Genomic DNA, 22,990 nt, shown 5'->3' on the forward strand with positions numbered 1-22,990 from the left:
CGCGCCGCCGCCGAGGCGACCACCCGCGCCACCGCCCACGCGGCCACCCGCGCCACCGCCGAGGCGACCACCCGCACCACCCCCGACACGTCCACCGGCGCCGCCACCCACGAAGCCGCCACCGCCACCACCGATTCGCGCAATGCTGTTAGTCATGTGCGGAAGTTAGCGCCGAAACCCCGCACCCACAAGGAACTGAATGTTAACGATTCAAATCGTTTTGGAAGGTTGAGCGCACCCCGCGACCGCGCCCCCACTCCGCCCAGATGCCGACGGAAGTGGGGTAGCGCACTACGCATGTGCTCCGCGTGACCCCGCGTAATAGTTCTGACACCGCATCGGTGCAACCGAAACGAGCAAATTGTTCGATGGTGTCTCGGTCCGCTCGACGGACCACGACGTGGACGCCTTGCGGTCGCGCCGTTTGCTTTTCAAATTCCAAGGAGAAACTGATGGCAAGCCAGACCCACATCGTCCGCAAGCGACTCGCCGAGACGGTCGTGCAAACTCGGCGCCTGGGACGACACATCGAACACGACCCGCGGTCGCGTGACTTCCCGGCCGAGAGGGCGCAGGCCATAGTCTCGGTCGACCATCGCGCGACCGGCTTGCCACTCGACCAGGGCAAGATCGGCTCCTGCACCGCAAATGCATTGTGCGGGGCGCTAAATTCCGCGCCCGACTACACCGGCGCTAAGTCCTACACCGAATCCGATGCGGTCATGCTCTACGAATTGGAAACCAAACTCGAGGGCCAGCCGTATCCGCCCAATGACCCCGGCGGCTCGGGGCTCATGGTGTGCAAGGCCGCCCAACAGCTTGGCTGGATCTCCTCGTACCGGCACGCATTTGGGCTGCAACACGCTTTGACGGCGCTGGTGATCCAGCCGGTGATCACCGGCTTCAACTGGTACACCAGCTTCGACGAGCCCGACCCGGACACCGGCCTGGTCACGATCACTGACGATGCCACCGTGCGCGGCGGCCACGAGGTGGTGGTCGACGGCATCGACGCCGACAACCAATTGATCTGGTTATGGAATAGCTGGGGGACCAACTTCGGTCGCAGCGGACGGTTCTGCATGTCGTTTGGCACCTGGGAACAACTACTCGCCGAGAGCGGCGACGTCACTGTCCCGGTCACTGCTTCCCAGACGCCCGCGACATCGCCCAACACCCGGCAAGAACGGGGCAACCAGTGACGCTCAGCCTGATGCCCCAGACCTTTGATCCCGGTTACGTCGGCGAGCCGTTCCTGACCCTCTGCGATCAGGCGCCGGCGGCGCCGGTGTATCCCTACGACGCATTCCGCGTCGAATGGGGCCCGATCTTCCATCGCGGCCGGCTCGACGGTACGGCGCGTCTCCTCTGCATCGGCCAGGATCCGGCCCAGCACGAGGCGGTGGTCCGCCGGATCCTGGTCGGCACGGCGGGACATCGCGTCCAGGGCTTTCTGGCGAAGCTCGGCCTCGATCGAAGCTATGTGATGGTCAATACCTTCCTCTACAGCGTCTACGGTCAGAGTGGCGGTAACCAGCATGTCAGCGACCCGCCCATCGTCCAGTACCGCAACCGGTGGCTCTCCGCGCTGCTGGCCCAGGGGGCGATAGAAGCGGTCGTGGCGTTCGGCTCCCTCGCGGATCAAGCCTGGCGTGACTTTCTTCAGGATCCGGCCAATGCGGCCTACAAGGCACTCGCGTATCAGCATGTGCCCCACCCGACCTCGCCGGAGGGCACGGGCGGGACGCCGGCACAGATCGCCGCCGCGACCACGGCCATGCTGGTCCAATGGAACGCGGCGCTGCAGGTTCTCCGCAGCGCCGTCACCCAGCCCGACGCGGCACGCCAGTTCGTTGCCTATGGCGCCACATTCCTTGCGGCCGAACTGCCGCCCATTCCGGCATTCGATCTGCCGGCGGGAACGCCGGCCTGGATGCAGGGCGATAGCGGATGGGCGACGCGTACCGGCACGACGGCGGCGCTGAAGCGGCGCACCATTACCGTCCAGGTCCCCGACGGCATCGTCCCGGCCACCCCTTAAGGCGACCCTCCCGGAGGGAGTAGACCCATGAAATTCATCCTGCACGGCTCTGTGGTCACAATGAACGCTGCCTTCGATACCTGGCCGAACGGTGCGGTCTACATCGACGGCAACCAGATCGTTTCGGCCGGCGACCGTGGCGCCACGGCGCCCCACGGGTTCGCCGGAGCCCCGGTCATCGAGACGGGCGGGTTCATTTTCCCGGGACTGATCGAGCTGCACAATCACCTGAGCTACGACGCCTTGCCGATGTGGCAGGTCCCGAAGCTCTACACGAACCGCGGCCAATGGCAGAACGACAAGGACTATGTCCGCTCGGTGTCCGCCCCGATGACGACAATCGCGAATTCCAAGGACCCGCACCTGCTTGCGGCGGTCGCGCGCTACGCCGAAACCAAGTGCCTGCTCGGGGGTGTCACCACCAGCGAGGGCATCTCGCTCAAGTCCGACCAGTTGCAGGCGTACTACCACGGCGCCCTACGGGCGGTCGACGATCCCAACGACGCCGCGTTTCATCGAGCCACGACGCACATTCCCGACGTGGCAGCGTCGCAATGGGCGCAATTCAAGAAGGAGGTCGACAAGGCCTCCTGTCTGCTGCTCCACCTGAGCGAAGGCCTGGACGACGCAGCGCGCAACGCCTTCCTCGCGCTGAAAAATGGCACGCAATGGGCGATCGGTCCGGCACTGGCCGGCATCCATTGCGCCGCGCTCAAACCAGAGGACTTCGCCGTGCTGGCCCAGAACCAGGCGTCGATGGTGTGGTCGCCATTGAGCAACCTTCTGCTCTACGGCGGCACCGCCAACGTCAAGTCCGCCCGCGCCGCCGGAGTGCCCGTCGCCCTCGGCTCGGACTGGTCGCCCTCGGGCAGCAAGAGCCTGCTGAACGAGCTCAAGGTTGCCAAGATCGTCAATGAGATCGATCAGATAGGACTCTCCGACCGCGACATTGTCGCGATGGCGACGAGCGCACCGGCAGCGATCGTGAAATGGGGCGGTTTGATCGGCAGCATCGAGCCCCCCAAGCGCGCCGACGTCACCGTGATTGCGGCGGCGCCCTCGGCCGATCCTTATGCGGCCTTGATCGACGCCAAGGAAACCGACGTCGTGCTGGTGCTGGTCGACGGGCGCCCGGTCATCGGAACCAAGGACCTCATGTCCGGATTCGGCGTCACCGGCGAGGCGTTGGCGCTCGGGACCGATACGCGCGTGGTGGACTATGGGCCGCCTGATCCGAAGGTCCCGCCCATCACTTTTGCCGACGCCCGGGCCGCATTGACCGACGCGTTGCAGCGGTTGCCGACCCTGCTCGCGGACGAAAACCGCGGGCAGGGTGTCGCCGGGCGAACCCTGACGGCCGCGGCGAAACCCGAGATGCGCCTGGCACTCGATGAGGAGCACTTGAGCGGGTTTGCCCTCCGTCCCAGCCTGCCCCTTGCCGGGCAGCAGACGGGGCCGGACGCGCGGTTGCCGGCGTTGGCGGCAGCGCCACTTCCGCCCAAGTCGCTCAGCCTCGACCCCGTGTGCGTGGCGGTTGACGCCGCGTACGGCGACGGCCTGCAAGGCCAGCTGAATCTGCCCGCTGAGGTCAAGCTGGCTCTGAAGGCCTACTACTGACCCACCGTGGCACAGCGCTGAATTGTGACTGAATGTGAAGGCCACGCGTCGCTTTCACCGGCATCCGATGCGGAAATGGGCGCGCCCGAAGGGATTCGAACCCCTAACCTTCTGATCCGTAGTCAGATGCTCTATCCGTTGAGCTACGGGCGCCTGTCTTCAGTTGTCTCGCCCCCGAAAGGACGTGGCGGAGGCGAGAGGATTTGAACCTCCGGTCCCCTTTGAGGGGGACAACTCATTAGCAGTGAGCCCCATTCGGCCGCTCTGGCACGCCTCCATCGGACTTCCTGAGGGTACCCGAACCCTTACAGCCGTCCCTGAACCGCCGGAGGCATAGCGTACACAGCGCCGACATATGCTGTCGAAGTGACCGCCCGCCTGCGACCCGAGCTGGCGGGGCTTCCCGTCTACGTTCCCGGCAAGACGGTGCCGGGTTCGATCAAACTGGCCAGCAACGAAACGGTGCACGGGCCGCTGCCCAGCGTCCGCGCCGCGATCGAACGGGCCACCGACACCATCCACCGCTACCCGGACAGCGCGAACCTGCAGCTCAAGGCGGCGCTGGCCAAGCACCTCAGCTCGGCAAGCGCCGCGGACTTCGCGCCGGAGCAGATCGCGGTGAGCTGCGGTTCGGTCAGCCTGTGCCAGCAGGTCATCCAGATCACCGCCGCCGCGGGCGACGAGGTGGTGATGGGGTGGCACAGCTTCGAGCTGTATCCGCCCATGGTTCAGGTGGCCGGCGCCGTCGCCGTCAAGGTGCCCTTGACCGACCACACGCACGACCTGTACGCGATGCTTGCCGCGGTCACCGAGCGCACCCGGCTGATCTTCGTGTGCAACCCCAACAATCCGACGTCGACGGTCGTCGAACCGGACGCGTTGGCCCGTTTCGTCGAGGCCGTGCCGCCGCACATCCTGATCGCCATCGACGAGGCCTACGTCGAGTACATCCGCGACGGCATGCTGCCCGACAGCCTGCAGCTGGCCCGCACCCACAGCAATGTGGTTGTGCTGCGGACGTTTTCGAAGGCCTATGGGTTGGCGGGCCTGCGGGTCGGCTACGCCGTCGGGCATCCCGACGTGATCACCGCGCTGGACCAGGTTTATGTGCCGTTCGCGGTGACGAGCATCTCTCAGGCCGCCGCCATCGCCTCGCTGGACGCCGCCGACGAGCTGCTGGCTCGCACCGACGCCGTGGTCGCCGAGCGTGCCCGCGTCAGCGCCGCGTTGCGGGACGCCGGGTTCGCCCTGCCACCCTCACAGGCCAACTTCGTCTGGCTGCCCTTGGGGACACGGACACAGGACTTCGTGACGCGGGCGGCCGAGGCGCGCATCGTCGTCCGCCCGTTCGCGCCGGACGGGGTGCGGGTCACCATCGGGGCGCCGGAGGAAAACGACGCGCTGCTGCGGTTTGCCCGCGACTGGATCAAGGAGAACCAATGAGCCTGGCCCGCAAGAAGTTCACCGAATTCAAGGAACGCGCCGGCGACATCGCCGATGCCGAGCTCGACGACTTCTGGGCGACGCTGGAGCCGGCCGCCGTCGACGAGATGATGGGCGAGTGGAAGGGCGGCGAGTTCGTCACCGGCCACAAGATGAACGGCCAGTTGGAAAAGGCCGGCTGGTACGGCAAGACCTTCAAGTCGGCCAGCGACGTGCAGCCACTGGTGTGCCTGGACGCCGACGGGAACAAGTTCTCCAACAAGGAGATGGGCAAGGGCGAGGCCAGCCTGTGGCTGGAGGAGTTCCGCGGCGAAGTCACCGCGACGATGGTCTATGACGGGCAGCCCGTCCACGACCACTTCAAGAAGATCGACGACGACGCGGTGATGGGCATCATGAACGGCAAGGGCGTGCGGGACGCCGGCCGGTACTACTACTTCTACCTCGAGCGGGTGTAGCTCCTACAGCCTCGATCGTGCGGCTGGCCGCACGCTCGACGTTTCGGCGGAAAGCTAGCGCGCCGGGTCGCGGCCCGTGAACGCGATCAGCTGCTCGAGGGCGCCGGCGTCGGCCGGCACGTCGACGGGCTCGTCGAACCCGGCGCGGCTGCGTTGCTCCGGGCGGATGATCTGGTGCGCCAGGCCCAGCACGTATTCGGCCAACGGCTCCGGGGCGTCGATATCGTGTCCCACGGCCTTGGCGTAATCCCAGGCGTGAACCAGGAATTCGAGCGACAGGATGCCGCACGCGCCCCTGGCCGGCATCTCGCCCTTGCCGAACGGCACGGTGCCGTCCAGGCCGTGGCGATGCCACGCATCCAGGGCCGGGCGCGCGGCGGCGACGACCTGCCGCTCCACCGAATCGCTGGCGTCGCGCTCCGGAAGTTCCGCGCCCACCATGCCGCCGAGTCCCTTGATCGAGGTCAGCAGGTGGTCGGTCAGCCGTGTCACGTCGAATTCGCGGCATGGCGTCTGCCGGGTCAGGTCGTCGGTCGCGATGGGATGCAGGACTCGCTGCAAGACCGCCAGCGTGTTCTCGGCGCTGCGCAGCTCGTCGGTGGGTGGCGAATCAGGGCCGGGTCGCAAGTCAGGAGCCATATTTGCCACGCTACGGTCTCGATATGGGCGAGACATACGAATCCGTCACCATCGAGACCAAAGACAACGTCGCTCAGGTCACGCTGGTCGGCCCCGGCAAGGGCAACGCCATGGGGCCGGCGTTCTGGTCGGAGATGCCCGAGGTGTTCGCGGCGCTGGACGCCGATCCCGACGTGCGGGCCATCGTGATCACCGGATCGGGCAAGAACTTCAGCTATGGCCTGGACGTGCCCGCGATGGGCGGTTCGTTCACCCCGCTTTTGTCGGGCGACGCGCTGGCCGGGCCCCGCGCGGTGTTCCACCGCGAGATCAAGCGCATGCAGGGCGCGATCAGCGCCGTCGCCGACTGCCGCACCCCCACCATCGCGTCGGTACACGGCTGGTGCATCGGCGGCGGGGTCGACCTGATCTCCGCGGTCGACATCCGCTACGCCAGCGCCGACGCCAAGTTCTCGGTGCGGGAGGTCAAGCTGGCGATCGTGGCCGACGTGGGCAGCCTCGCCCGGCTGCCGCTGATCCTCAATGATGGGCACCTGCGCGAGCTCGCGTTGACCGGCAAAGATATCGACGCGGCCCGGGCCGAAAAGATCGGCCTGGTCAACGACGTGTACGACGACGCCGACGCCACGCTGGCGGCCGCCCACGCCACCGCGGCCGAGATCGCCGCCAACCCGCCGCTGACCGTCCACGGCGTCAAGGACGTCCTCGACCAGCAGCGCATCGCCGCCGTCTCGGACAGCCTGCGGTACGTCGCCGCGTGGAACGCCGCCTTCCTGCCGTCCAAGGACCTGACCGAAGGCATCGCCGCGACGTTCGAGAAGCGTCCGCCGCAGTTCACCGGGGAGTAGCGCGCCCTTGGCTACGCTCGCTGAGGTGACCACCACCGACGGAAGAATCCGCGTCCCGGCCGACCTGGACTCCGTGACGGCGATCGGCGCAGAGGATCACTCAGAGATCGACGGCGCGGCGGTCGAACGGATCTGGCAGGCCGCGCGGCACTGGTATGAGGCCGGCCTGCACCCGGCGATCCAGGTGTGCGTCCGCCAGCACGGGCGCGTCGTGCTCAACCGCGCGATCGGCCACGGCTGGGGCAACGCGCCCACCGACCCGCCCGACGCCGAGAAGGTCCCCGTCACCACGGACACACCCTTCTGCGTGTACTCGGCGGCCAAGGGCATCACCGCGACCGTCGTGCACATGCTCGTCGAGCGGGGCGTCTTCTCGCTGGACGACCGGGTCTGCGAATACCTGCCCACCTTCACCAGCCACGGCAAGGACCGCATCACGATCCGGCACGTGATGACCCACAGCGCGGGCCTGCCCTTCCCCACCGGGCCCAGGCCCGACGTCAAGCGCGCCGACGACCACGAGTACGCGCAGCAGAAGCTCGGTGAACTGCGGCCCCTCTACCGCCCCGGCCTGGTGCACATGTATCACGCGCTGACGTGGGGTCCGCTGATGCGCGAGATCATCTACGCGGCCACCGGCAAGGAGATTCGCGAAATCCTCGCCACGGAGATCCTCGACCCGCTGGGCTTCCGGTGGACCAACTTCGGCGTCGCCAAGCAAGACGTTCCGCTGGTAGCACCCAGTCACCCCACCGGCCGCACCCTGCCGCCGGTGATCGCCCAGATCTTCCGCAAGGCGATCGGCGGAACCGTGCACGAGATCATCCCGTACACGAACACCCCGATGTTCCTCACCACGATCGTCCCGTCGTCCAACACCATTTCGACCGCCGACGAGCTGTCTCGGTTCGCCGAAATCTGGCGCCGCGGAGGCGAACTCGACGGCGTGCGGGTGATGAGCCCAGAGACGATGCGGGGCGCGGCCGCCGAATGCCGGCGCTTGCGACCGGATTTCGCGATCGGCCTGATGCCGGCCCGCTGGGGTACCGGATTCATCCTGGGAACCAAGCGGTTCGGACCGTTCGGCCGCAACGCGACGGCTGCGTTCGGTCACCTGGGTCTGACGAACGTCGCCGTCTGGGCCGACCCGGAGCGCGACATGGCCGCTGGCGTGATCAGCAGCGGCAAGCCAGGCCGCGACCCGGAAGTCCGCCGATACACCGCACTGATGGACACCATCGCCGCGGAGATTCGCACCGGTTGAGGCCGCGCGGCGGTGGGAACACTGCCACGCATGGCTACATATCGAGTGCTCAACCCGAAGGGCGAGGTCGTCGCCACCGAGGACATCGAAAGCGCCGACAAGGCGCACGCGTGGTTCGTCGACAACAAAGTCGAGGGCAACGAACTCGGCTGGCGCATGGAAGTCGAGCACGACGGCGAATGGCACTTCTTCGACGACAGCGAGGGTGATCGAAGCTACTAGTTTTGCCTTCCGACGGGCGGGGCAACCAACTACGTATGCAATCTGAACGCTTCCGCAAGCTGCTGGACGCACCGGGGCCGTTCGCCTCGGTCTACTTCGAGGACTCGCACGACACCCACGACGCCGAGGCCCAACTCGAGCTCAAGTGGCGCGCGGCGCGCGAGGAGCTCGAGCAGAAGGGCGCCGCCCAAGCGGTGATCGACGAGATCGAAGCCGCCGTCATGGACCTGCGGCCGCCGATCGGCCGCAGCGGGCGCGCGGTTGTCGCCAGCGCCGACGGCGTGGTGATCAACGAGCATCTGGCGCGGCCCACCGCGACGTCCGTCGTCCGTGTGTCCGAATTACCTTATCTGGTACCGATTCTCGAGCAGAGCTTCGATCACCCGGACTACGTGTTGGTGGTCGTCGACCACAGCGGCGCCGACATCACCACCCAACTCGGCGGCACGCTGCATTCGGAAACGGTCGACGGCGGTGGCCACCCCGTGCACAAGGCCGCCGGCGCCGAGAACGCGGGTTACGGCGACCCGCAGTTGCGCACCGAAGAGGCCGCCCGCAAGAACATGCGCGCGGTCGCCGACCGCGTCGGCGAACTCGTCGATGACAAGGGCATCGACGTGATCTTCGTCGTCGGCGAGGTGCGGTCGCGCTCGGACCTGCTCGCGGCGTTGCCGGAACGGTTGCGCGACCGCGCGGTCCCGCTCGAGGTCGGGGCGCGGCACAGCGGTCATGACTTCGGCGAAATCGAGCAGGCCATTGAGGACGAATTCGTCAACCGCCAGTTGCGCACGATCGACGCCGCCGCGCAGCGGTTCAGCGCCGAGATCGGCCGCGAATCCGGCCTGGCCGCCGAGGGATTGGGCCCGGTCTGCTCCGCGCTGCGCCAGGGCGCGGTCGAGACCCTGATCATCGGCGAAATCGGGGACGCCACCGTCGTCGCCGACGAAGGCCTGACGACGGTCGCCCCCGACGAGAACGTGCTGTCCGAGCAGGGCGCCGCTCCCGACAAAACCTTGCGTGCCGACGAGGCGCTGCCCATGTTCGCGGTTTCGGTCGGGGCGTCGCTGGTGCGCACCGACGAACGGATCACCCCGGCCGACGGCGTCGGCGCCGTGCTGCGCTACGCGCCGACCCTGCACTGATTGGCGGTGGCGGAGGGATTTGAACCCTAGTCAGCCACCTGGTCAGGGCGTGAAAACGCCCTCTAGCTGCTAAAAGACATCACGGTCGTTCACACTAGTTATCTCTGACTGCGCGCGAATTGTGCTCACGGGCGCGCGCAAGGGGTACAGGGCGGCAGGCATTCCATCAACTTCCTAGGTGCCAGCCCTTGATCTCCTTGCGCGAGGTTGACCCAAAATGAGTAGCAACATGACCGACTCATTCGAGGTTTGGGATGTCTCCCGATGGGAGGTAGCCGCATACGAGACGGGTGGCCAAGAAGAAAAGCTATGGCTCATCGAGCCCGATACCGAGGTGAGGTGGCTTTTCAAACCCCCAACCGTCAAGAACGGATTTCGGCACGGAGAGGATTGGGCGGAAAAAGTCAGCAGCCATCTCGCGCAACTGATCGGCGTGCCATGTGCCGAAGTGCAGTTCGCAGCCCGCTATCAAGAACAGCGGGGAAGCTTGTCGCGCAACCTGTTGCCCCCAGATTGGGAGATGCAATCAGGAGCTTTGCTGCTGGCCGCGGCCGACCCTTCCTATCGGCCCGGGTACATGAAGGTAAGAGGCCGGCCGGGCCACTCACTCGAGCGCATCGCTCTCGTGCTCGCTGGTGCGGGCGCGCCTCCCAACGCGGTTACGCCGCAAGGTTTCGATGCTTTCGACGTTTTCGCTGGCTACATGCTCTTCGACGCATGGATTGCCAATCGCGACAGGCACGACGAGAATTGGTCGATCCTCTTGCCACCGCCAGGTTTCGCAAGCGGCCGGCGCCTTTGCGGTAGCTATGACCACGCCGGAGCGCTCGGATACAACGTTCAAGAAGCCGCCTGTGCTCAACGTCTTTGCGATCACGCAGGCGTCCTAAAATGGACAAGAAAGGGGACTGCACACCGGTTTGAGCACTCCATCGAAGCAGGCCCGGTCACGTTAGTGGATCACGCCATCGCGGCTCTAGCCCTGACAAGCGCGTCGGTCCGCCAGTTTTGGTTGGAGCAGTTGGGGCAAGTGACGCAAGACACAGTGGTGGGCCTACTCGGCAGAGTGCCAAACTTGTCGGATCATTGCCGTAACTTCGCTGGTGAAGTACTACGGACAAATCAGGGGAGGTTGCTTGATGCTAGTCAGTCACGCTTCCACTGAATCAACCCCCGCCGGGTCTCCCCCGCGCAGCGAGCGCCTGTTAGTCGTCACATGGCAGCATCCAGTCGAGCGACGGATCTACCCCGTGGGAATGCTCAAGTTCGACGGGCAGACCTATACGTTTCATTACATTCGCGAGGCTGCCAAAGTCCTTGATTTCCGGCCGTTCCTTGGCTTTCCAAGGCTGGATGGACGGTACGAGTCTGACAACCTGTTCCCTCTTTTCGCCCAACGTGCGATGGCTCCCCGTCGGCCAGACTTCCAGCGATGGGTCACGCGCCTGGGCCTGACGGAAGATTCGACACCGTGGGAGCAAATCGCCCGCTCGGAGGGACGCCGGGAAGGTGACCAGATCCAACTGTTCCCAGTGCCTGTTATCCGGGACGGGCAGATGGATTGCGACTTTCTGGTTCACGGCGTACGTCATGTGTTCGAGCACGAGATTCAAATGGAGCATGCGGCCGTTCGGGTAACTCGTGATGAGCTCGAGCAGCAACTAGGGAACTTGAGGGTTGGGGACCGACTTGCGCTGCTCGACGAACCTTCGAATCACATCAACCCGCGTGCAATTCTCACAACGACGACTGGCGGTTTCCCGCTGGGGTGGGTGCCCGACCTACTGGTCGACGAAGTTCATCGCATCCCTCGAGATCAGACACAAGTCACCCTTCGAGCAGTGAACGGGCCCACTGCGGGTTGGCACCTCCGGCTGTTGGCACACCTGACAGCTCGCGTTCCGGCCGATTTCCAAGTCTTCCAAGGCGACCGCTGGCAATCCCTAGCAGAGTGACCGCCATCAAGGTCCGTACGCACCAACCCCCTGTCGCAGACAACGACCGGATGGAAAGAATTCCACACCGTCTCGTCTACTGAGTTGCTGTGAGCCCTGCGCGAGTGGTTCTGTCGGGAGACATGTTCCGGTAACAGGGGAGATCTGGATTCTTGAAGATATGTGGTTGAACACTAACCCTTTTGGCCCCGCCCCCATGGAGCCTCGGTCGGCGTCGCGCGCGACATGTCGATGATCACGGTGCGGTCCTCAACGAAACTGAACTGCCTTATGCCCAGAAACGCTGCGTGCTTACACGGTCGGCCGCCGGCTTTCCGTACTATTCGCCGCAGTGTGCGCAGGTGGCGGGGACTAGGCCGGAGGAGCACGCTCCGTGGCGCGCCCAAGTGCGGGCAGGACTGAAGTCGGCGCAGAGGTCCCTATCGGAGAACATCGACCGGATACGGGCGCTCATCGAGGAGGGTCAACGGTTATGCGAATGAACTGGGAGACCTGCGGACCTCTTAGTCACGAACCCAGAGATCACCCGCGAGTTCCCGCGCCCACGACCAGGCCGCGCTCTTCCTCCGACGATAGAGCTTTGTGCGGTGGCGCCTTGAAATCAGCTCCAGGAGACCAACTTTCGTAAGACGCTTCCATGCCGACTGAACCTGCGAAGTCGTCAGTCCTAACGATGCGGCAACCTCGCTCATGTTCACCGACCCTTTGGTGTCGAAGATCTCAAGCATGACTTCTAGCTGGTAGTCCTGACCGAAAGCATCGCGCGAACGCTCCCGAAGCGCATCCACATCGGTCGTCGACACGCGATCAAGAATACAAAATATTCGTAATCAATATCTCGTATGATTGTGGACACGCGCAGGGCTACTGAACGATTGAGCAGGGGAGTTTCTGACGGCCCGTGATAACGACAAGGTGTACCGGCCATGAACCAGGATGAAGAAGGTCGCGACCAAGTAGGGCGGCCAAACCGACATGACCGAGATGCCGCCGCGATTCACGGCACAACAAACTCCGGCTTAATCGACCTCAGCGTTTCCGCTGAGGAAGGGCTTGCACTGCTGAGGTCACGCCGCTTCGCCTCTATCGAAGTGCGATACGGTCACGACGTCACCGTTCATCGCGGCGTTCTTCGGTGGATAAGCCAGCACCTATCGGGCCGGAATCCGATGGCCAGCAACGATGGGCCCCGGGTATTAGTCCGATTCGCGCTCGGTGAGAACGAGCCGGACGCCAACCAGATGGTGCAGAGCTTCGCCCTTTCGATTGCTACGGCTCTGTGCAATGACCCGACCGCCGTCGAAGACGTCCGGATCCTGTCCTTCGACACAAGCGACATTGATCATCACCTTCTGCCAGAACACAGACCCAAAAGTGTCTGATTCTTCAGCCGGTAATCGAGCAGTTATCCGATATTCTTGATCGCAAGGAGGACTGCTATGGGAGCGGCTGACGAGCAGGAGCTTGAAGAAGCGTCCATGTGCTACGCGATCCTCAGCGACTTCCATGAGCTGAGCGAACCCGCCCAAAGGGCAATGTTGGCGGACGTCGGCGTCGATCGGCTGGGAGTAGCGACCATTCTCTTGCTCCCCCGACCTGAGCGGGAACGCCTACATCTTGCGATCCGTCGTGAACTCGCTATTGGCGAGAAGCATTTTCCCCGTCAGACGAACCGGGCGAAGCGGCAGCCGGGTCGCGGTGGCTTCAGTGACGGCGTTGGCGAGAATATCTGCAGCTGGGGTTACATGGGGTACTGGCCGCCAGGCGGCGAGGCCGTGCCCGGGTAACGTCCCGCGCCGCCGACATGTGCGACGACTTAGACGCCGTCGCGACGACGCACATAGCAACGACTAACGCAAAAGTGCGCGCAAGGTGTGCTCACCAGGGTGTAAGGCGCAGAGTCAGCAAACCGAGAAAACGTAGTTGACCTGCCGTCTCTCGCTGGTCGTTCTTGGCGGCCCTTTTGATACAACGTTGGAACACTGATCTGTGGAGTGCTGTGGCCAAGGTTCTTGGTGAATAGCTTGCGGGACGCAATCCCGTCCGTCCGACGTGTCACCATCGCATAATGATTCTTGATCTGATCCAAACGGTGGCTGCGGTTTCGGTGCCCATCGTGGTAGCCGTCATTGGCTACAAGCTGAACCACCGACTCAAACTCTACGAAGCCAGCCAGTGGCGCAACCAAGAGTTGATCAAGGCGCGGTTGCAGTACTTTGGGCAACTCGCGCCGATGTTGAACGATCTGATGTGTTACTTGACTTTCATCGGCCGATGGAAGGAGCTGACGCCGCCGGATCTGATCGCGATCAAGCGGGACACCGACCGCTTGTTCTACTCGGTCGCTCCGCTGTTCAGCCTGGCCGCCGTCACGGCGTATCAGGACTTCCTTGGAGCGTGCTTCACCACGCACACCGGCTGGGGCACCGACGCGCGCATCTGCAGCGGATTTGTGCGACGCCGTGAAGCCTCGCGAGAGCCGTGGCTTGCCGAGTGGGGACAGCTATTTACCCACCAGGACGGCGACGCCATCCCAGAGAGCAGCATGACCGCGGTGCGCGCCACCTACGACAAGCTGCTGGCAACTCTGGTGGAAGATGTCGAACTCCTGCAACCACGCGATCGATATGCCGATAGCAACCTCGTCGCCAACGCTCGCTAATCGTTCGCCGAACATGTTGCCGCTTCATGGCTTCAGGAGAATCCCGGCTCTGGCTACATAAACTTGCGCCGGCGTTTGAATGCCGCAACATCGGCAGCAGTGAGCAAGAACCACTCGCCGTTTCGGCGCCGGTCGCTAAAGCGCTGGTGCCAGTAGCGCTCGATGCCTGCAGGGTCATCAGTAGCGAATGAGTGGACTAACTCGACCCGCTCCGGGAGCTGCAACCCAACCTCGTACTCCCGCCGACCGACATGGCTGGCATGCCCGACCTTGCAGTACTTACCCGACCTGATCATGTACACGTAGCCGTGCCCGTCGTCAGGCGCTATCGGTGTGACCGCTTCATCGTCGACCAGTTCATCGGTAAGGATCTCAAGAACGTCGGCGAAGCCCTTTGTGGACTGTACGAACGCTCGGAGACGCGCAACCTGGTTCGCCTTCTTTCCCAGCCGATTGGCAAAAACCTTCTCGCTAGGAAACTCTGGATTGTTGTGCCGTTCCATCCTGAGGTGAGCATCAGTCGGGAATCGGCCAAGTTTGCGCGTAACTATGGCCATCTGAAGGAGGAGACCGTCGTCATCAACCTTCCTGGCGTTCATCGCATTTGGTGAGAAGCCAGCCTCAGCTACAGCTTCACTCCATGTGACCCAGTACCGGCCGCGCCATGAACTGTCCGAGATGCCGGTCTCGGCCACGAAACGTTGGCGGCCGGGAGGCTTGCCGCCGCTAGCAGCCGCGAGCTCCCGGATCCTGATGAGGATCAGGTCTTTGTCGACAGCCATGGCGGTGATTGTAGGGATCAGCCGCGATCTTGCGGTGACTCATCCGTAGTTGTTTCTGCCCGCTGTTCGCGCATCGTGCGCTCCGCATCTTCGCCACGACGTAGCTGACGAAGGACCACCGATTCGAGAACAACCTTCATCACTTCTGGGTCGTCGTCTGAGAGGCGGAACATCACGTAGTCGCCCTTATCCCATCCAAGGCTGTCCATCAGACGCTTTGGCAGGGCCACTTGGCGACTGTCGCTGATCTTTGACGGCCCTTCCAGCGCGTCCATCCTACAAATATTACAAATACTTGTACCCTGGGTGAGGCGTGAAGGAAATCTAGAGGGAACTGACAGCCATGGGCCCGCGTTCACTACTTGTCAAGGCGACACGCCGACTGGGAGGATGGTGGAGTTCGCCTTCGGCGATGGACTTTGAAATCCTTAAAAGCGCAGGTCAGGGCTTGTTTTTGGAGGCGCAGTGCAGTTAACTGGGTGCAGTGGAACAAATGAATACCGGCACTATGAACGAGCCCGAACCGTCACCAACGCCGGGCGGTCGCTCACCGCTACGCTTTCCGACCCACCTACGGAGCGTTGATATGTCAATTGACGAAACAGGCTCGGTTCCTGAGACGTACGCTCCCGTGCGCTACGTTCCATCCGGCGCCGAGTCGGACTTGACGGTAACTTCCGTCGATGAACTCGTTGTGTATCGAGGCCCCACACCCCAATCATCGGGTTGGCTTCTGTCAGCCCTCAAGCGGGTCGATGACGCAAAGATGGACAGGGTCTAGGCTCAGTCGACCCAAGGCTCTGGTGTCAAGATCTTTTCACCTAGTTTCGATATCTCTTTTACCCACGGGGTCGCGTTCGCCCGAAGGTAATTGAGACATTCATCTGACGTCGCTGCGCCAGATTCATGCAATAGGATCTCCAAGGCTCCGACTGGTAAGCCTAGCCAAGGCTCACCGTCAAGAAAGACCGGCACAGTTAAGCAGTGCGTCCAACGACGATCTGCGCTGCCGGGTGTCTTATTGATGACTGTTCCCCTACTTGAGAAAGCCATGACCGCGTTCTGCTTGCTGAGTGGCCGAATTAGCGTCGTATGCGGCCAAGCGTCAGGCCTCCACGTGCTTTGCGATGAACACCAGCGTCTCATGGTCCGATCATCTGGCTCACAGCGCGCCCAGACCTCGACCTTGCAGTGATCAAATTGCGGCAAGGCTTCGAACTTGACAGCCAAGTGCCTGCAGGCAGTCTCAATGTTGCCTCGCATCCCTGGTTCGTCGCTCTCACGCACGGTAGACCAAGCAACGGCCCATTGCCTAATTCTTGCGCGGTATTCAACATAGGCTGTACCAGGATTTATCCTCGATGATACGTTTACACCTAACTCTTGTAGAAATTGAAAGACTTGGCCGTAGAAATCTGGCCTCAATATCGACACCCCGAATATGAATCCTCGACGCGCGGCCATCTCAACGAATGGCATCCAGTACTTTTCGGCGATATTTTTGTCCGAAAGGTACTTGAACTCAGACTCCGAGGGCATCAACGCGTACCGAGGCTCGTTGTTGGATCTCGTTCCGTCTCTCAAACGAGCGACTATGTTGTTGTCTCGTAGCGAAGCGCCGATCGTTAGCAGACCACCTGATTGAACTCTATTGGTCAGATATGTCCGGAAGTCGCCAGTCTCCCAGTCTATGTAGTCGACTTCAGAGAATACGATCTTTCCCTCGATGGGGTTGTGCCCTGCTGCCGCATATCCGCTGGGCGCTCGAAGCAACCCATGTATGTGAACCACGGGAATATCGCCCTCGTCAAGGTCACCGGCCTCAGGTGGAGATTCTGCGAACAGCACGAGCCGAAGCCTCTCGGTAGACATAATGGAGAATAAGGGCTCATGCAGTGCTGCTTCCTCGAATGCATTGTCGTAGTTTGTGGTCACAATATGTACATCAACTCCTGCACGACGCAACAGGATCGCAAGTTCGAGCATTTTGCCGACCAGGGTCGGCCCTACCGTAATATCGCCGAATCTATCACGCTTGTAGAGGCTTTTCCGAAGTCGCTCATTTCGGGTGGATAGCATTTTCGCATGGATAGTGCTGCGAGCGGGCCTTCCGGATAGTGATGCACGCGCCTCGTCGAAAAGCAGCGAATCGATAACTGACGCAGCGGGTACTTGGAAAAGTTGATTTACGAGCTCTGCACAGATGGTTTCGACTGGGCTATCAGGCCCAAAATTTGCTGAAATTGTGTCCTTTAGAAGATCTGAAACCAGAGCTGACCACGTCGGTAGGTTAAGATCGAGTGAGGCGCCTGCCCCAACAAAGAAAGTAAGACGGTTGCAGGCAGCGAGCTTGACCACGGCCTCTCTCGTAAGTTGGTCGTCAAAGAACCCAACGTTGGGGTCACGCACTAAACCGGTCATTTCGCCTCATCGTCTCCGTATCGAGCAGCCGTGTCAAACGAACTGTCGCTCGGCAACTGTAGTCATCCGGGCGCTCGGAGCCACGCGGATCAGGTCGGTTGTGCTCGGCTGGAAAGCATACTCGGGGACGCACGGGTGAGCCGCTTAGCGGCACCTGCACTGTCGAAATGCCGCTGCGAGTTCAACCGATAGAAATTGCCACGAGCATGGAGAGGCGTGTCTCGATTGCGCGGGCGAAGGCAGCTTGCTCCTGGACATCTTGCTGTTGCTGTATACCGCGAGTACTACGGGCTCGCTAGTGGGGGTGCCCTTTTGGGCCGCACAATGATGACTTTGTGGCGCGCGCGAGTAATCCCTACACGAAGCAGTCTTCGGCTCGACATATGCGGTGGTTCCTCGCGTCCATCAAACAGGACTCCTTTGTACTGAGCTTCAACGATGAGGACTCCGTCAAATTCCTTGCCTTTGGACTTGTGGATATTCATCAATACGCAGCCCTGCGGTTCACGTAGCTCTGTGACCAGTCGTCCTTGATCGAGCGCTCGACGCACCAGTTCGACGGCGTTGTCGTAGCCGCCAGAGCGATCCCATTGTTCAGAAAGTCGTCCACCGATTTCGTCCGTTGCGCCAAACAATCTGATAAACCGCGCTGCTTGGACGATCTCCTTAAGCGCATCAGCTCCTGCGAGTATGTCTCGGGCAGTCTTCCAGTCAGCAGCGGGATCGCCGCCGTACGCCGACATGGCTGGGTACTGCTCAACGAGATGCTTCGCGGCCTTTAGACGGACAGTGCCGCCACCGGTCAGCGAATCGGCATTCGCGCGGTAGCTATCTCTTGCCCTGACGGCACTAGCTATCGGCGTGTTGTTGATCGCGTTCTTGACGTCATAGAAGTTCGCGACCGCATTCAATGTCTGGGCCACCGCACGCCCCGCATCGTGTAAGGGCCATTCGAGGATGGATGCGACGATCTGAGCTGCCGCGGCCGAGAGTTCCACGTCCCATAAGACATCATGGGCAACGGGCTTGAGTTCGGATCCGTTGTAGGTTCGCGCAGTCGACAACCAATCGGAAACGTCGGAGACCAATCCATTCGCGCGGGCAAGCACGGCAATGCTAGGGCGTTGTATGCCTTGCTTCCGGAGCCGTGAATACAGCCAACGAACAGCGGCGTGGGCTGTCGATTCCAGTGCTCTTGGGTATACGGATATCACCTGGACATCGTCTGTTTCGGGTAGTGCGCGGTTGCGCAGGACCGCATCTGCGAACTGAAGAATCCCGGCGTCGGGGCTTCGATGGTTTTCCCCAACCAAGTCAAACTCCGCCGGCTTGAGCACCTCCCTGACCTGATTGAGTCGGTTCGGGTCAACGTTATCGTCGTACTCAAAGATTCGCTGGTCCGCGTCGGCCAAGATGATTACGGTGCTTCGGACAGCAAGTGCCTGGACGAGTTCCCATTGCGAATCGCTCGTGTCTTGGAACTCATCCAGAATGATAACGGGGAATCTGTCGGCGACTAGTTCAGCGACTTTCGCCACGTCGCCTATCAAACGGGCTGCGCCGCTTGCGAAGTGGTCGAAGACGTAGATGCTTTCCTCGGTCGCGAGCCGATCGCGTTCGGTGTTCCAGTCTCCCTCAAACCCCGCCTTGGCCACCTTCTCGCGATCCGGGAACAGGATTCGCGCTGGCCTGCCGGTAAGAAGGCGACCATGAGCACGGAGAATGCCCATACAGAATGCGTGGTACGTCTGGACCGAGATTCGATCGCGCTCAGGCGCGGAGAGGACGTCGCGACACCGCAGCACCACCTGTCGGACAGCAGCACGCGAGAAGCTTAGGAACAAGACATCTTGTTCAGGCTCGAGAGACGACAGCAAGCGCTTGGCTTTGAGTAGTGCAAGGGTGGTCTTGCCAGAGCCAGGGCCACCAAGCACCATGACGCGGCCGTCTTGCTCGTAGGCGTCCTTTGCCTTGCCAGCCAGCTTGAAAGTCATTCGCCCTCTGTTGATTCCGACGCTGACTCAGGTTCGATTGGCTCCTCCGGCTCAGCACGCAATTCATCATCGATCGTGATCAGAATCGTGATGAGTTCCGGCGGCAGGTCCGCCTCGGTCTCGCACTGTTCTATGAGCACCGCGGCGTAGGCAAAGGCCTCACCCTTGCGCGCTTTCAGAACTTTGAACGCGAGCGCAGGAACATCATCGTCCGACATGGCCGGGTTGTACGGATGAGCGGCTGGGTAGTCCCCTCTCGCTGATACGGCGTCGAGGAACTTACGGAGTATTTCGACTGGGATGCCCCTGACGAGGACGTGCTCGATTCCGGACTCTGCCGACTCCCAGAAATGATCAAAAGCTGCGCGGTTGGCCATCACGTCTGCCGAAGGAGCGGTGTTCGGCTTGTCGCATGCGCCGTAGGACTTCTTGCCAAGTGCCGTGAAGATTGGGCCGAACCGGTCGACGTCGCCATCACCGGAACAAGCAAACATCGAGACACCAGCAAAGTCGAGATGGGTGTATCCAGCTCTGACACGCTCCAGGACCGACGAAATAGCAGGGAACACAACAGCTTCCGTCGATCCCTCAACGACAAGTACACCGCGAGCAAGAATCGCCTCTGCGAACTGGCGACGATTTGTTAGGTAGGTCTTGCGCTTGATTTTGGTCAGGTCGATCGGCGCTCCCGCAAGCTTCGTTCCGTCACGGTGGAGCATGACGATGCTCTCAGGTTCGAACTGCTCGATGACTGGAGCCGAGTGCGATGTGACGATCGACTGCCCCATTTGTTGGAGGACGTATCGAGTAACACGTCGCTGCGTATGCGGGGGCAGCGCGATCTCGGGCTCCTCCATCGCGAAGATCACCGACTGAGACCCCTTCAGGTCAGCGATGATGGTCAAGAGTGCGAAGACCAACAGATTGATCGAGCCTGTGCCCTGCCGCACGTAGGGAACAAGGTGCTCACTGGGCTGCGTGGCCACAAAAAGGCGGACGACTTCACGCAGATGTTGCCTCGTCAGATCGGAAGCGAAGAAGGCCGCAGAGTGCTCGCCTGGTGCAAGATTGACGAAAGCGCCAAGCCTCTTCCTGAGGAGTTCACGCACTGTCTCAAGTTGGGGCACGTCCCCGATCGCTGGCTCGAGCGTCGACAGATGATTGAGCGTGTCCTTCCACATCTCCGCTGAGCCTTCGCCACCCAACTGAAGAATGGTGTCCAGGAGGGACCCGCGCTGGAGACTGAGCGCACGTGATCCCGTACGCAGTGCTCGCAGGTATACGTAGCCCGCGAGCCGTTTATGTGTGCGGCGGAAGACGGCTCTGCCACCGCCGAGTGATGCAATCTGATCTACGTCAAGCTCATCCTGTACCGGCTCGGGATGGCAAAAGAAGGTTTCACCAACGAAGTCGTCTTCCTCCTTGTCATACCGACCAATGAAACAGACTGGAAGGCCCCACTCCACGCTCTCGGCGTCCGCAAGCTCCGAACCGCCGGCTTCCTCGTCAATGAAGGAGTCAGTCTTGTTGTCCCAGAGGCGTAAATGTTGATCACCGAAACGACGACGCTCTTCACTCGTCAGATCGGTGAGGACGAGATCGATCCGTACATCGAGCGGGCTGTCGTCTTCATCCAAGTACTTGCCGTGATAGAAGTCGTGCTCATCGATAACCGGCCTGCGGTAGAGGCGTTCTGGCCCAAGTACAAGATCCATAGCTTCGCAGATGGTGGACTTGCCGACGTTATTGCCACCGACCAGGAGCGTATGGGGTTGAAAGGACACGCGGCCATCTTCGATCCCGCGAAAATTCTGGATGTGCAGATAGCAGGCCTTCATTCGCGTGACCTCGGCTCACGCATGACATCACCGGGGCCGAATGGGCAGATGAGGGTCACCGCGACCACTCCTCGTGCGCGAGCGGCGCGTCGTTCAGCTGGTCACGGCGGCTACACCAGTCCGGCAAGTAGTTGTCGATTAAGGCCACAGGCAGGGCTCCGTATTCGTTATTGATAATGTATTCGTTATTGATAATCGTTCTCGATTATAGCATTTGCGCAGGTCAGAGAACGTTTTTACGAATAGCGAGCCGTCCCTCACTCACACAACAGGAGCGTAAATGAGGAGAGTGAAAACGCGATGCAAATCGCCGCTCTCGCGATGTCACGCGAGTCGCGACGGAGCATCACGTGCCACGCAGTGCGTCACCACATATCGAGCGGTGGCGTCGACACCACCTCTGCGGTATCAGGATCCGGTAGCTTGCGAACGTCGGAACTCCTGCACCTGACGCACAGCGTCGTTGACTCTGAGGTGGCCCCTAATGACCCGCATGATGATGGTGTCGCGGGTGGGATCGATCCGGCCGAAACTGATGCGGAGCTCCGCGTCGGCCGCAGTCAACCCGGCGCGCGACAACTGCGCTGCAACATCCGGGTGCTCGCCGCCAGTCAGCCGGATCCAGTCGACCATGTCGTCCAGCCACGTTGCGACCCATCGTTTGAGCAGACGCTCTGCGTGGTGACATTCCTCAGGCGCGTAGCGACCGCGCCGAGTGCGGCGAGGATCGATCGCATGCTGATAGATGGCGCTTTCGATTTCACCTGGCGCGTGGCGTGTGGATGAACCTGGACGGCTTTGTCGCTGGGCCTTTCTCAGTGCGTCCCCGAGTCCTCCATCGTCAGCCAAAATCGGATGATTGATGTCGGCCGAAACGCCGTACGCCTGAGCATCAATACGGCGCGAAGGAGTGCCTGCGAACTTGCGCCGCAAGCGATTGGCGACGTTCTCGTCTATCGTGCTGCTAGCCGACTTGACGAACTCGCCAAGCGCATTAAATTCGGCTAGGACTTGCCTGGCAGTGAGCCCCAGTTCTTTCGCTAGCTCGTGAACGCGAATATCCATATCCACAGGCTATGTGGCGGGGCCGACACATCGGGGTATCTCAGGCCGCCACGCCTGCAGCCGGGCATCGCGCAGGGTGCATGCAACCGTTGGACTCGGGCGCTCGCGCTGCACACGGTAGGTACACCACCACTGATCGGGATAAGAATCGCATCCTCTCCACGTACCGTAGCGACGGTGAAGGCCCGCAGATCGCCGTGGATGGACGACAAGGCAGCACGTCTGCTGTCTTGTCTCGCTGAGTACGAACTGACCCTGCCGGAAGACGTGGCCCGCCAGCTGATATCCGACCGCCTCGACGGAATTGCCAAACGCATGCGGATCGGCCGCCAGGCGGCGCGCTCCTACGTCACCAACGACGTGATTCAATCGCTCGCGGACGAGGTCGTTGGTTCCAGATCCGGCACTGATGATGAAGCCAGCAATGTCGTTTCGCTGTCGGACAGGCGCCGGAGTCGCCGGAGCAATCGCCGCTAGCGACTTTGCGATCGGACGGCGCTGACAACTTCCCAGAGAATCTCGGTCTGCACTTAGTACATTCCTCTTACTATCTGCAATGACAACAGCAAAGGAGTGATTCAAGATGCCGAGTACTACGG

General features: G+C 61.9%; 22 protein-coding genes, 2 tRNA genes and 1 pseudogene. 15 read left to right on the plus strand and 10 right to left on the minus strand.

The window, feature by feature from the left end:
- The first annotated feature begins 452 nt into the window (after positions 1 to 452).
- The 3 genes from N415_RS13540 to N415_RS13550 are packed head-to-tail and all read left to right on the plus strand — an operon-like array spanning position 453 to position 3,658.
- Entirely contained in the window at positions 453 to 1,202 is a 750-nt protein-coding gene (locus N415_RS13540; protein ID WP_068182304.1) for a hypothetical protein, read from the plus strand.
- A complete protein-coding gene (locus tag N415_RS13545; protein WP_204366823.1) occupies positions 1,199 to 2,041 on the plus strand; it encodes a uracil-DNA glycosylase family protein in 843 nt (280 codons plus the stop codon). Before N415_RS13540 ends, N415_RS13545 begins: the two co-directional genes overlap by 4 nt.
- 27 nt (positions 2,042 to 2,068) lie before the next feature.
- Positions 2,069 to 3,658 carry an amidohydrolase family protein gene (locus N415_RS13550; RefSeq protein WP_068182307.1) on the plus strand — a complete coding sequence of 530 codons (1,590 nt, stop codon included), beginning with the start codon at positions 2,069 to 2,071 and terminating at the stop codon, positions 3,656 to 3,658.
- Positions 3,659 to 3,738: 80 nt separating this feature from the next.
- Here N415_RS13550 and N415_RS13555 read toward each other — a convergent pair.
- A tRNA-Arg gene (locus N415_RS13555) sits at positions 3,739 to 3,811 on the minus strand.
- Positions 3,812 to 3,843: 32 nt separating this feature from the next.
- Positions 3,844 to 3,935: transfer RNA gene (locus N415_RS13560), tRNA-Ser, on the minus strand.
- A gap of 89 nt (positions 3,936 to 4,024) precedes the next feature.
- On the opposite strand from N415_RS13560, the gene hisC reads away from it, so the two are divergent.
- Positions 4,025 to 5,101 carry a histidinol-phosphate transaminase gene (gene hisC / locus N415_RS13565; RefSeq protein ID WP_068182311.1) on the plus strand — a complete coding sequence of 359 codons (1,077 nt, stop codon included), beginning with the start codon at positions 4,025 to 4,027 and terminating at the stop codon, positions 5,099 to 5,101.
- Complete coding sequence (locus N415_RS13570) at positions 5,098 to 5,559, plus strand: DUF4334 domain-containing protein (protein WP_068182313.1); 462 nt, start codon at positions 5,098 to 5,100, stop codon at positions 5,557 to 5,559. Before hisC ends, N415_RS13570 begins: the two co-directional genes overlap by 4 nt.
- A gap of 54 nt (positions 5,560 to 5,613) precedes the next feature.
- Here the strand turns inward: N415_RS13570 and N415_RS13575 are convergent, their stop codons facing one another.
- Positions 5,614 to 6,198 (minus strand): TIGR03086 family metal-binding protein, encoded by a 585-nt coding sequence (locus tag N415_RS13575; protein ID WP_193376449.1) that lies wholly within the window; start codon positions 6,196 to 6,198, stop codon positions 5,614 to 5,616.
- 23 nt (positions 6,199 to 6,221) lie between these two features.
- On the opposite strand from N415_RS13575, the gene N415_RS13580 reads away from it, so the two are divergent.
- The 6 genes from N415_RS13580 (at position 6,222) to N415_RS13600 (ending at position 11,629) form a co-directional block, all read left to right on the plus strand.
- Positions 6,222 to 7,046 carry a crotonase/enoyl-CoA hydratase family protein gene (locus N415_RS13580; RefSeq protein ID WP_068182317.1) on the plus strand — a complete coding sequence of 275 codons (825 nt, stop codon included), beginning with the start codon at positions 6,222 to 6,224 and terminating at the stop codon, positions 7,044 to 7,046.
- A 25-nt stretch (positions 7,047 to 7,071) separates the two neighbouring features.
- Positions 7,072 to 8,310: a lipase LipE gene (gene lipE, locus N415_RS13585; RefSeq protein WP_068182318.1), complete on the plus strand. Its 1,239-nt coding sequence runs from the start codon at positions 7,072 to 7,074 to the stop codon at positions 8,308 to 8,310.
- A gap of 30 nt (positions 8,311 to 8,340) precedes the next feature.
- Complete coding sequence (locus N415_RS13590; protein ID WP_068102529.1) at positions 8,341 to 8,532, plus strand: hypothetical protein; 192 nt, start codon at positions 8,341 to 8,343, stop codon at positions 8,530 to 8,532.
- Positions 8,533 to 8,567: 35 nt separating this feature from the next.
- The gene (locus N415_RS13595) at positions 8,568 to 9,674 is read left to right on the plus strand and encodes a hypothetical protein (protein ID WP_068182321.1); all 1,107 of its coding nucleotides are present in this window, start codon (positions 8,568 to 8,570) and stop codon (positions 9,672 to 9,674) included.
- 229 nt (positions 9,675 to 9,903) lie between these two features.
- Entirely contained in the window at positions 9,904 to 10,839 is a 936-nt protein-coding gene (locus N415_RS31455; RefSeq protein WP_152531374.1) for a hypothetical protein, read from the plus strand.
- A 91-nt stretch (positions 10,840 to 10,930) separates the two neighbouring features.
- Positions 10,931 to 11,629 (plus strand): hypothetical protein, encoded by a 699-nt coding sequence (locus N415_RS13600; RefSeq protein ID WP_239645540.1) that lies wholly within the window; start codon positions 10,931 to 10,933, stop codon positions 11,627 to 11,629.
- Positions 11,630 to 12,132: 503 nt separating this feature from the next.
- Here N415_RS13600 and N415_RS13605 read toward each other — a convergent pair.
- Positions 12,133 to 12,432 (minus strand): MarR family transcriptional regulator, encoded by a 300-nt coding sequence (locus N415_RS13605; RefSeq protein WP_068182323.1) that lies wholly within the window; start codon positions 12,430 to 12,432, stop codon positions 12,133 to 12,135.
- 123 nt (positions 12,433 to 12,555) lie between these two features.
- On the opposite strand from N415_RS13605, the gene N415_RS31460 reads away from it, so the two are divergent.
- The 3 genes from N415_RS31460 (at position 12,556) to N415_RS13615 (ending at position 14,291) form a co-directional block, all read left to right on the plus strand.
- Positions 12,556 to 13,011, plus strand: coding sequence for a hypothetical protein (locus N415_RS31460; RefSeq protein ID WP_152531375.1), 456 nt, complete (start codon positions 12,556 to 12,558; stop codon positions 13,009 to 13,011).
- A gap of 57 nt (positions 13,012 to 13,068) precedes the next feature.
- The gene (locus tag N415_RS13610) at positions 13,069 to 13,416 is read left to right on the plus strand and encodes a hypothetical protein (RefSeq protein WP_068182327.1); all 348 of its coding nucleotides are present in this window, start codon (positions 13,069 to 13,071) and stop codon (positions 13,414 to 13,416) included.
- A gap of 281 nt (positions 13,417 to 13,697) precedes the next feature.
- A complete protein-coding gene (locus tag N415_RS13615; RefSeq protein WP_068182329.1) occupies positions 13,698 to 14,291 on the plus strand; it encodes a hypothetical protein in 594 nt (197 codons plus the stop codon).
- A gap of 53 nt (positions 14,292 to 14,344) precedes the next feature.
- On the opposite strand, the gene N415_RS13620 is transcribed toward N415_RS13615, so the two are convergent.
- The 6 genes and pseudogenes from N415_RS13620 to N415_RS32675 form a co-directional block, all read right to left on the minus strand.
- Positions 14,345 to 15,073, minus strand: a complete 729-nt coding sequence (locus tag N415_RS13620; RefSeq protein ID WP_068182332.1) for a GIY-YIG nuclease family protein — start codon at positions 15,071 to 15,073, stop codon at positions 14,345 to 14,347.
- Between the two features lie 17 nt (positions 15,074 to 15,090).
- Positions 15,091 to 15,348 (minus strand): AbrB/MazE/SpoVT family DNA-binding domain-containing protein, encoded by a 258-nt coding sequence (locus tag N415_RS13625; RefSeq protein ID WP_068182335.1) that lies wholly within the window; start codon positions 15,346 to 15,348, stop codon positions 15,091 to 15,093.
- Positions 15,349 to 15,856: 508 nt separating this feature from the next.
- Positions 15,857 to 17,494, minus strand: coding sequence for an SIR2 family protein (locus tag N415_RS30645; protein WP_081665233.1), 1,638 nt, complete (start codon positions 17,492 to 17,494; stop codon positions 15,857 to 15,859).
- A 284-nt stretch (positions 17,495 to 17,778) separates the two neighbouring features.
- Positions 17,779 to 19,488 (minus strand): ATP-dependent helicase, encoded by a 1,710-nt coding sequence (locus N415_RS13630; protein ID WP_068182336.1) that lies wholly within the window; start codon positions 19,486 to 19,488, stop codon positions 17,779 to 17,781.
- A complete protein-coding gene (locus N415_RS13635; RefSeq protein WP_068182337.1) occupies positions 19,485 to 21,326 on the minus strand; it encodes an AAA family ATPase in 1,842 nt (613 codons plus the stop codon). Before N415_RS13635 ends, N415_RS13630 begins: the two co-directional genes overlap by 4 nt.
- A gap of 927 nt (positions 21,327 to 22,253) precedes the next feature.
- A pseudogene (locus N415_RS32675) lies at positions 22,254 to 22,391 on the minus strand (translation initiation factor IF-2 N-terminal domain-containing protein); the annotation flags it as partial.
- 177 nt (positions 22,392 to 22,568) lie between these two features.
- Here N415_RS32675 and N415_RS13645 point away from each other — a divergent pair.
- Positions 22,569 to 22,868 (plus strand): hypothetical protein, encoded by a 300-nt coding sequence (locus N415_RS13645; protein ID WP_239645542.1) that lies wholly within the window; start codon positions 22,569 to 22,571, stop codon positions 22,866 to 22,868.
- The last annotated feature ends 122 nt before the right edge of the window (positions 22,869 to 22,990 follow it).

The sequence above is a fragment of the Mycobacterium sp. UM_CSW genome, assembly GCF_000455205.1.
Taxonomy (GTDB): Bacteria; Actinomycetota; Actinomycetes; order Mycobacteriales; family Mycobacteriaceae; genus Mycobacterium.